The sequence below is a fragment of the Alcanivorax sp. HI0044 genome (genome assembly GCF_001634945.1).
This window is the reverse complement of record NZ_LWEZ01001234.1, coordinates 1-7572: the sequence shown is the minus strand read 5'-3', so window position 1 is coordinate 7572 and position 7572 is coordinate 1. Positions and strand designations below refer to the sequence as shown.

The 7572-nt window shown below is 62.3% G+C and carries 8 protein-coding genes; 5 read left to right on the top strand and 3 right to left on the bottom strand.

Annotated features, from left to right (window positions below):
- The 4 genes from A3730_RS17505 to A3730_RS17490 form a co-directional block, all read left to right on the top strand.
- On the top strand, positions 1 to 590 hold a 590-nt coding region (locus A3730_RS17505), incomplete at its 5' end, for an FAD-dependent oxidoreductase (RefSeq protein WP_197477511.1).
- A 78-nt stretch (positions 591 to 668) separates the two neighbouring features.
- On the top strand, positions 669 to 1046 hold the full coding sequence (locus A3730_RS17500; RefSeq protein ID WP_063520022.1) for a hypothetical protein: 378 nt from the start codon (positions 669 to 671) through the stop codon (positions 1044 to 1046).
- Positions 1047 to 1216: 170 nt separating this feature from the next.
- Complete coding sequence (locus A3730_RS17495; protein ID WP_063520021.1) at positions 1217 to 1858, top strand: hypothetical protein; 642 nt, start codon at positions 1217 to 1219, stop codon at positions 1856 to 1858.
- A 233-nt stretch (positions 1859 to 2091) separates the two neighbouring features.
- The gene (locus A3730_RS17490) at positions 2092 to 3162 is read left to right on the top strand and encodes a GGDEF domain-containing protein (RefSeq protein WP_063520020.1); all 1071 of its coding nucleotides are present in this window, start codon (positions 2092 to 2094) and stop codon (positions 3160 to 3162) included.
- On the opposite strand, the gene A3730_RS17485 is transcribed toward A3730_RS17490, so the two are convergent.
- The 3 genes from A3730_RS17485 to znuC all read right to left on the bottom strand — a co-directional run bounded on the left by A3730_RS17485 (position 3146) and on the right by znuC (position 6236).
- Positions 3146 to 4438, bottom strand: a complete 1293-nt coding sequence (locus A3730_RS17485) for an MATE family efflux transporter (protein ID WP_063520019.1) — start codon at positions 4436 to 4438, stop codon at positions 3146 to 3148. The two genes, A3730_RS17490 and A3730_RS17485, sit on opposite strands and share 17 nt — an antisense overlap.
- 207 nt (positions 4439 to 4645) lie before the next feature.
- Entirely contained in the window at positions 4646 to 5428 is a 783-nt protein-coding gene (gene znuB, locus A3730_RS17480; protein ID WP_063520018.1) for a zinc ABC transporter permease subunit ZnuB, read from the bottom strand.
- A complete protein-coding gene (gene znuC / locus A3730_RS17475) occupies positions 5421 to 6236 on the bottom strand; it encodes a zinc ABC transporter ATP-binding protein ZnuC (RefSeq protein ID WP_063520025.1) in 816 nt (271 codons plus the stop codon). Before znuC ends, znuB begins: the two co-directional genes overlap by 8 nt.
- 347 nt (positions 6237 to 6583) lie before the next feature.
- On the opposite strand from znuC, the gene A3730_RS17470 reads away from it, so the two are divergent.
- On the top strand, positions 6584 to 7390 hold the full coding sequence (locus tag A3730_RS17470; RefSeq protein ID WP_231880616.1) for a metal ABC transporter substrate-binding protein: 807 nt from the start codon (positions 6584 to 6586) through the stop codon (positions 7388 to 7390).
- Positions 7391 to 7572: the final 182 nt, after the last annotated feature.

The following is a 7572-nucleotide window of genomic DNA, read 5'->3' as shown; positions in this document are numbered from 1 at the left end:
CCGAAGCCGTGGGCCGTGGCCTGGCGGAGCTGGGGGTGCAGTTCCATTTTGGCCCGCTGGCCAAGGCGGTACACCACGGCGAAAACGGTCAACTGGTCACCGAGCTGTCCGACGGCAGCAAACTGGAGTCCGACGTGGTGCTCTCGGCCATCGGCCTGCGCCCGCGTATTGGCATGGCCAAGGAAGCCGGCCTGGACACCAACCGTGGCATCCTCACCGACAAGACCTTGCGTACCAGCGCGGACGACATCTATGCGCTGGGTGACTGCGCCGAAGTACAGGGTCATGTGCTGCCCTACGTCCTGCCGCTGATGGCCTCCGCCCGTGCCCTGGCGAAAACCCTGGCCGGCGATACCACTGAAGTCAGCTACGGCGTCATGCCGGTGACCATCAAGACCCCGGCGTGCCCGGTGGTGGTCTGCCCTGCTGCGGACGGCAGCGAAGGCGATTGGGAAGTGGAAGCGGATGGCAACACCGTACAAGCCCTGTTCCGTGGCAAGGACGGCAGCCTGCTGGGCTACGCCCTCACCGGTGAAGCGGTGAAAGAGAAGATGAAGCTCAACAAGGAACTGCCGGCAGTCATGCCGTAGGGACGCAACAGGCTTCACGTATCACACCGGTGGTGCGTGTAGCATGTGGCGTGTTGCTGATTTGATTAAGGACGGCCCATGAAGTTTTCACTGGTTTTGCTGGTGCTCGGTTGGCGGCTGCGCTGGCTGGCGTCGCGTAACGCTGGCTTTCAAAAGCAACTGGAGAACCGCAATGTGGTGATGCAGTGGCGGACTTTCGCGGGCAAGCCGGCGCGCAGTTTTCATTTTATGCCCGGCAAGGTGGTATCCAAGGCCGGCATTCACAGTGAGCCCACCGTGACCCTGAACTTCAAGAACGCCAGCTACGCTTTTGCCACTCTGCAACAGGCGGGCAAGAACCAGATGGCCTTTATGGAAGGCATGCAGGCCGGTGATATCAAGATCGAAGGTGATCCTGGTCAGTTGATGTGGTTTATGACCCTGATGAAATTCATCATGCCCGGTGGCAAAAAGTAGGCTTCGCCGCTGGACGCCTGACGCCGGACGCTCAAAACCACAACCGGATTAACCACAGAGGCCACAGAGAGCACAGAGGAAAGACCTTTCTTCTTGGTGATCGCTGTGGCCTCTGCGCGTAAAACGCCTTACTCTGTCAGCACTTTACTCTGCATATCGAAGGATTACCCATGCAGATGGTTCAACGTGCCTTTGCTTTCTGTGCGGCCCTGTTGCTGGCGGCCTGCGCCACTACCACCGAAACCAATTCCACCTGGCAAACCAAAACCGGCGAAGCTCGGCCGAGCTTTGCGCACCTGTATGTGCTGGTGTTGTCAGAAAATGCAGTGGCCTCTGCGGCGGTGGAACAGCAAGTGAAGAAGAGTCTGGCCAAGCGCAATGTGGAGGCTACCCTGGCTAGCGCCACCCTGCCCGCCGCTAACCAGCAGGCGGCGGATTTTCGCAGCAAGGTGGAGCAGGCGGTGAAAGAGAGCGGCTCCGATGGCGTCATGGTGATCACGCTGTTGAAGAGCCAGGAGCGTGACGAATACATGCCGCCCACGGTGGATTACCTGCCCATGGCATCGGCGCCCATGTACCTGGGTTACGGCCCCTATGTGGGTTACAGCTACAGCGCGGTATACCAGCCCGGCTACTACCAGAATGCCACTGATTACTACCTGCAGACCCAGCTTTATAACGTCGAGACAGAAAAGCCGGTGTGGCAGGCCCAGTCCCGCAGCATGAACCCCTATAACCTGAAAAGCGGTGCGGAAGGTTACGCCAAGAGCGTAGTCGGCAAGCTCGACCGTGATGGTGCCCTGAAACGCTGATTCTGCCGGGGCCGGGCAGTTTCCTGCCCGGCCTGGCTATTCCCTCTTCTTTTCCCTTTCTGCCAATCTCTGCTTTCCGATTCCCGTTCAGCTTCCCGGCTCTGACCGTTGGTCTCTCTTGGTGATGCTACCTCGTTTGGGGCTATGGCGATCTTTATGCCGGGGGGTATGATTAAGCGGACTCGCGAGTTTGCATGGGCCAGGGGGGCCTGCTGAGGCCGGAGGGGAAAGGCATGCATTCAACCATGAAAACGTTGCTCGAGCAGATGCGCATCACCGAGATGGAAATCGATGGGCGCAAGCGTCTGCTGGAGTTCGATAATCAGGATGTGGCCGCGCTACTGCAGTGTCGCACCCATGTGGAAAACCGTCTGGATGATATCGTGGAAACCTTCTACGGCATCCAGACCAGCAACCCGGATATTGCCTCCCTGATCGGCGATGCCGACACCCTGGAGCGGCTGGAGAACGCCCAGCGCCGCTACATCATGGATCTGTTTGCCGGCGTTTACGATCTGGAATACACCAACAACCGCTTGCGTATCGGCCTGGTGCACAAGCGCATTGGTGTGGAGCCAAAATTCTACCTGTCCGCGGTGTATCTGCTGCACAGCCTGCTGGTAAAGAATATTACCGATGCCATGGGGACCAGTGCCGAGCGCGACCGGGCGTTACTGGCGCTGGACAAGCTGATCTATTTTGATGTCACCCTGGTATTTGAAACCTACATCTTGAGCCTGGTATCGGAAATCGAGGCGGTGAAGAATCGCACCGAAGAGTATGCCAAGGCGCTGGAAGAAACGGTGGCCATGCGCAATGGCCAGCTACGCACCGATGCCCTCACTGGCCTGACAACCCGCCGCTATCTGCTGGAAGCGCTGCATCGTACGCTGAAAGCGGCGCAGCGCCGCAAGGAGCCGGTGGCCCTGATTTTCGTGGACGTGGACGATTTCAAGGGGATCAATGATCTGCGCGGCCATGCCTACGGTGACCGGGTGCTGACCGAGCTCGGCAAGGTGCTGCAGGAAACCGCCAGGGGGGAAGACACCTGCGTGCGCTACGGCGGCGATGAGTTTTGTGTGGTGCTGGCCAATAGCACCGAGGAGCAGGCTGAGCTCGCGTATTGCCAGCGCATACGGCGGTTACTGGCCGAGCGGTTGCCGGAGGTCAGCGTCAGCATGGGAGTGGTGCAGACCGGCCCTGAACATTTTGAAGACGCGGATGTGTTGTTGCGTTCCGCTGACCGGCGCATGTACCAGAACAAGCCTGGCCGGGACCATCGCGATATTAATGACCCGGATTGACGCGCCGGCGCCACAGCACCCAGCCCATGAAGGCGCCACGGGTGGCCATGAAGCCATTCATGGTTAACCACAAGCCATGGTTTCCCCAGCTGCGGGTGCACAGCCAGAGCAAGAAGAACATGACCACCGACGCCAGCATGGTGTTGCGCATGGCAGCGCCCCAGGTGGCGCCCACAAAAATGCCATCCAGCCAGAACCCGGCGCTGGCGGTAAGTGGCAGTAATAGCATCCAGGGCAGGTAAGTGACGGCGGTGTCGCGGATCGAAGGCAGGTCGGTCAGCAGGTGAATCAGTGGTGCGCCTCCCAGGGCAAAAGCCAGCAGCGCCAACACGGCGCAGGCCACAGTCCAGCGCCCGGTCGCCTGCACGGCTGCCCGGAAGGCCCGCGGGTCCTGCTGGCCATGGGCCTCGCCAACCAGCGCCTCGGCGGCATTGGCAAAGCCATCCAGCAGGTTGCTCAGCAATAACAGAAAGGTAATCAGCACGGCGTTGGCCGCCAGCGTCGCATCACCAAGCCGGGCGCCCTGGGCGGTGAAGAAAAAGAAACAGGTGAGTAGCGCCAGGCTGCGGATAAAGATATCCCGGTTTACCGCCATCAAGGCCAGAATCGCCGACGGCTGCCACAGGGTTTCCCGGTTGGCAGGTGGGCGCAGGGCAGCGCGCAGCCAGAACAGCCCGCCGGCCAGGCCCACATATTCGGCACAGGCGCTGGCGATAGCCACGCCGCGCACATCCAGATGCCAGACCTGCACCAGCAGCACATCCAGCAGCGCATTGGTGCTGTGCATCAGCACGGTCATTTTTAAAGGGACGCGGGTGTTGTGGGTGCCGATGGCGAAGCCGATCAGGGCAAAGTTGGCCAGCGCGGCGGGGGCGCCAAGAATGCGGATATTGATGTAATCCTGCGCCAGGTGTTGCACGGCGTCACTGCCTCCCAGTAACCACAGGCCGGTATCACGCAGCAGTGGTGACAACAGAATCAGGCCGAGCCCGAGCAACGTGGATAACAACAAGCCACGCAGTAACACCACCCGGGTGTCCCGTTCCCCGCCCCGCGCCTGCGAGGCAAACCCGGTGGTGCCCATGCGCAGGAAGTTGAAGGAGAAATACAGGAACATGAAGAAGTTGCTGCCCAGCGCCACCGCCGCCAGGTAGCGCGGGTGCGCCAGGTGCCCCACCACCGCCGTATCCACCAGCCCCAGCAGTGGCGCGGTCAGGTTCGACAGCAACAACGGCCAGGCCAGCATCCAGATGCGTTGGTTAAGGGTCAGATTCATTCGGGTCACTTCTACAATCTGTCTACGGAGCCGCTGTAGGAGTGCCTCTTGAGGCGCGAACCGCGTGCAAACGCGGAAATGGCCCGTAGGGCGATCAGGAGTCTCAGGGCTCGACAGGTTTCAGAAACATGGCTGACAGCCAATCAACATGATCGCCTCGCCAAGGCTCGGGTTCGCACCTCAAGAGGTACTCCTACATAAGAATACTCATGAACTCCGCCGTAGCAGCGTCAGCACAAACAAACTGCTGGCGGCCACCACGATAGACGGCCCCACCGGGGTATTGGCGAACCAGCTCACCGCCAGCCCGGCCAGCACCGACCCGGTGCCCAACACGCTGGCCACCGCAGCCATCTGCGCCGGGGTGTGGGTCAGCCGGCGGGCGCTGGCAGCGGGAATCACCAGTAACGAGGTGATCAGCAGCACGCCCACGGTACGAATAGCGCCGGCAATCAGCAGGGCCAGCAACAGCATCAGCAATAATCGGGTGCGCTGTACGGCGATGCCTTCTACCTGGGCCAGCTCTTCGTTGACGGTAATGCTCAGCAGCGCCCGCCACTGCCACAGCATCAGCAGCAAGATGACGATGGCGCCCACCCACAGGCCGATCACGTCCTGCCAGCCCACGGCCAGCAGATCCCCGAACAGATAGGCGAACAGATCCACCTGGATGCCGGTTTGCAGGCTAATGGCAATAACCCCCAACGCCAGGGTGGTGTGGGCGACAATGCCCAGCAGGGTGTCACCGGCCAGCTGCCGTTGCCGTTGCAAGGCACTCAGCGCCGCGGCCAGGCCCAGACACACGGCCACCACCGCCACGTACAGGCTGATATCCAGCGCCAGCCCCAGCGCGGCGCCCAGCAGGGCGCCGTGGGCCAGGGTGTCGCCGAAGAAGGCCATGCGTCGCCACACCACAAAGGCGCCCATGGGGCCGGATACCAGAGCCACGGCGAGCCCGGCCAGCAGCGGCGGCAGTAAAAGTTCAATCATGGTTGCAGGGCCCGTCGTGGTCGTGGTGATGCGTGTGGCTGTGCTCGTGGGAATGGGTGGCATTGCCGTGCAGATCATGGTCGTGATCATGATCGTGGGTGTACAGGGCCAGGTTCGGGGTGCCGGCGCCGGGGCCGAACAGCTCGTGGTAGGCCGGGTCCCGGCTCACCGATTCCGGGCTGCCGGAGCAGCAGACGTGGCGCTGCAGGCAGATCACCTCGTCGGTGGCGGCCATCACCAGATGCAGATCGTGGGAAATCAGCAAAATCGCGCAGCCGAGCTCGTCGCGGACGGTTTTGAGCAAGCCATAGAGGGCATTCTGCCCGGCCACGTCCACCCCCTGGGCGGGTTCATCCAGCACCAGCAGGTCCGGCTTGCGCAGCAAGGCCCGGGCCAGGAGTACCCGCTGCATCTCGCCGCCGGACAACTGCTGCACGCCGCGCCGGCGCAGATGGGCCACCCCGGCCCGCTCCAGTGCGGCCCGGCGGGAGGCCGTGGGTCCCGGCGCGGCCAGCCACAAAAAACGATCCACGGTGAGTGGCAGGCTGTCATCAATCTTGATGTGCTGGGGCATGTAGCCCACCCGCAGGCCCTTGCGGCGGTTGATGGTGCCGCTGGTGTTGCCATTGTGGCTATCCGGTTGCACCAGTCCCAGCACCAGCCGCGCCAGGGTGCTCTTGCCGGCCCCGTTGGGTCCGATCAGGGTGGTAATGCGGCCGGGCGCCAGGGTCAGGCTGACGTCAGACAGCACCGCATTGCCGCCGAGGGTTACAGACACCGACTGCACCGTGACCAGAGGTTCTGACATAAGAAAGGGCCCGAAGTACAAAGGCGCAATGATATACTGCCGCTCTTTCGCCTGCACTGAAGGCGGAGAGCGAGTTGAAAGTTCAAGGTTTAAAGTTCAAAAGCGCGGGTTATGCCCGGTGCCACACGGCAGCCGCTTCAGCCGCGCCGCACGGCCCTAACGATCCGCTTTTGGGTAAGGAAATCGCGACCACGAAGGTTTGATGGTTGGCACCGCTGCCATCCCGCGTTTTTGAACTTTGAACTTTCAACTTGCTCCTTCCTGTCTGGCCGTACATGAGGAACCCCATGCGTCGTCTCTGGTTAACAACTTTGCTTTTGCTTTGCTCTCCTGTCTGGAGCCAGACCGTGGTGGCCAGTGTGGAGCCGCTGGCCAAGGTGCTGCGCAGCCTGTACGGCGATAGCGTCACGGTAACGACCCTGTTGCAAGCCAATCAGAATCCGCACCAGCTGGCGTTCTCCCCCCGGCAGGTGTTGGCGGTTCAGCAGGCGGACCTGATGGTGTGGCTGGGGGCCGGGGTGGAGGCGCCGCTGGCACCGCTGGTGGCCCGTCGCCAGGGGTCGTCGGTGGCCTTGCTGACCCTGGAAGGAGTGCGCCGTCGTGATGGTGGACACGATCATCACCACGACCACGATGCGCACGCCAGCCATGACGCCATCACCGACCCGCACCTGTGGCTGTCCGTGGACAACATGGTGTTATTGGCGGGGGCGGTGGGTCAGCGTTTCCCGGCGGGGTTGCGGCCGGGTCAGCCGCAGCAGTGGCAGCAGGCGGCCGAAAATCAGTTGCAGGCGGAGCGCGAGCGGCTGGCGCCGTTGGCCCGGGTGCCCTGGCTGAGCTATCACCAACCCTGGGGTTACCTGAGCGAGAGCCTGGGGCTGGCGGAACCCTTGGTGGTGTCGGAACAGCTGGATGCGGGGCCGGGCAGCCGGCGTTTTGTCACCCTGGCAGGGCAGGTTCGGGATCAGCAGGTGCGTTGCGCGGTGCAGGAACCGGAGGCCCGGGTCGGCTTGCTCAAGCGCCTGTGCCCGGATTGTTATGTCCAGCCCCTGGATCCGCTGGGCCGTGATTCGTCACAACAGGAATACTTGCCCTGGTTAGCGGAGCTCAGCGCCGGTTTCGCCCAGTGTCTGCGGGCGGCGGATCAGGGCTGAGCCCCGGTCGGCCTCCCTTTGCGAGGCCGGATGACAGCGGGCCGGATCACAGATCGCGTATGGGGATCAGGTTCGGCGGTGCGGGCGGCGGGGTGTTTTCTGGCACCGTGGCCGGGCGCACGGTTTCGGCCTGGCGCTGGCGCATTTCCTGCTGTTCGTTTTCCAGATAGCGCGCTTCTGCA